Source organism: Negativicoccus succinicivorans, assembly GCF_018373335.1.
Lineage (GTDB): Bacteria > Bacillota > Negativicutes > Veillonellales > Negativicoccaceae > Negativicoccus > Negativicoccus succinicivorans_A.
This window is the reverse complement of the sequence record NZ_JAHAHH010000120.1, coordinates 1-1,646: the sequence shown is the minus strand read 5'-3', so window position 1 is coordinate 1,646 and position 1,646 is coordinate 1. Positions and strand designations below refer to the sequence as shown.

The 1,646-nt window shown below is 54.6% G+C and carries 1 protein-coding gene and 1 pseudogene; both read left to right on the top strand.

All coding sequences use genetic code 11. From position 1 onward, the window contains the following. The first annotated feature begins 103 nt into the window (after positions 1-103). Positions 104-1,225, top strand: a complete 1,122-nt coding sequence (gene rodA, locus KH813_RS06605) for a rod shape-determining protein RodA (protein WP_303994547.1) — start codon at positions 104-106, stop codon at positions 1,223-1,225. Between the two features lie 12 nt (positions 1,226-1,237). Continuing rightward, positions 1,238-1,646: pseudogene (locus KH813_RS06600) on the top strand (B12-binding domain-containing radical SAM protein); the annotation flags it as partial.

The window sequence follows — 1,646 nt, the reverse complement described above, 5'->3', positions numbered from 1 at the left end:
GCGCAGTTCATCGATCGGCACTACCGTTCGGGGGAAAGCAAACGCTCGCGCATCGCCCGTCGTCAATCGCAAAGCGCGGCATGGCGCCGGCGCCGAGGCTAGTATGGGCATCGAACGTTGGTGGCGCTCGACGGATCGGGCGCTGGTGTTGGTTACGCTGGCGTTGACGCTGCTCGGATTGCTTTTTATCGGGTCGGCGTCGCACATCAATCAGGCGGGCCTTCATGTTTCGGACTACTTGGCGAAACAGGCGGCGTTTTTGGTGGCGGATATCGCCATTTTCGTGTACTTGTTGCGCTTTGACTACCGGAAGTTGTATCGATACGCGCCGGCGCTATATGCGGCCAATTTAATCGTTTTGACAGCGGTTATGCTGGTGGGCACGAGCGCGCTCGGCGCGCAACGTTGGATCACGATCGGGCCGATCAGTATTCAGCCGTCGGAATTTGCCAAAATTATTTATATCGTCTGTTTGGCTCGGTTTTTGTGTCGTCCGTCGCTGGATTTGAAAAAATGGAGCGGACTTTTTTATACGGCGCTCTTTTTGCTGCCGCCGTTTGTGTTGGTCTTGCTGCAGCCGGACTTGGGCACGAGCCTGGTGTTTGGCGCGATCACGCTCGGCGGTCTGTATATCGCGGGCGTGCGCATGGACTACATTCGCAAAGTTTGCCTGGCGGGGCTGGCGGTCTTGCCGCTGGCGTGGTTTTTCCTGCTCAAGGAGTACCAGAAGAATCGTATTCTCGTGTTATTTAATCCGGAACGCGATCCGTTCAATACCGGGTATCACGTCATCCAGTCCAAAATCGCGATCGGCTCGGGCGGGCTGATCGGCAAGGGTCTGTTTGCCGGTACGCAGAGCCAGCTGAATTTTTTGCCGGAAAACCATACGGACTTTATTTTCGCGGTGGTCGGTGAGGAAACGGGTCTGGTCGGCGCGTTATTGCTGTTGCTGCTGTACTTCGTGCTGCTGTACCGCGGCGTTTGGATTGCCAGCACGGCCGCCGATCGGTTCGGGCGCTATATCGCGACCGGGATCGTGGCGATGTGGTTGTTTCAGATTTTCATTAATGTCGGGATGACGATCGGCATCATGCCGGTCACCGGTATCCCGCTTCCGTTTTTAAGTTACGGAGTGAGTTCGTTGACGCTTAATTTGTGCAGCGTCGCGTTGTTATTAAATATTTACCTGCGGCGCAAAACCGTTTTGTTTGATGCGTCCGCTTAGATAGGAGTCAGGATGTCTACAGTCAGCGTCTCGCCGTTTTTGCTCAATACCGTGCAAAAACCCGCGCGTTACATCGGCGGCGAATACAACAGCATCGTCAAAGATCACCGTCAGATGGCGGTGTCGGTGGCGCTCGCGTTTCCCGATGTGTATGAGGTGGCGATGAGCCATCTCGGTTTGAAAATTTTATATGAAGTGATTAATCGAGAGGACGATGCGGTCGCCGAGCGCGTCTACGCGCCGTGGCCGGATATGGAAGCGGCCATGCGTCAAAACGGGTTGCCGCTCTATACGTTGGAAACCAAAACGCCGGTGAAAGAATACGACGTTTTCGGTTTTACCTTGCAGTATGAAATGTCCTGCACGAATGTGTTGAATATGCTCGATTTGGCGGGATTGCCGATCTGGAGCGAAGAACGCA

Bases quoted from the DNA above. Each gene is read 5' to 3' on its own strand.
- rodA (WP_303994547.1), top strand. From the start codon at position 104: ATGGGCATCGAACGTTGGTGGCGCTCGACGGATCGGGCGCTGGTGTTG.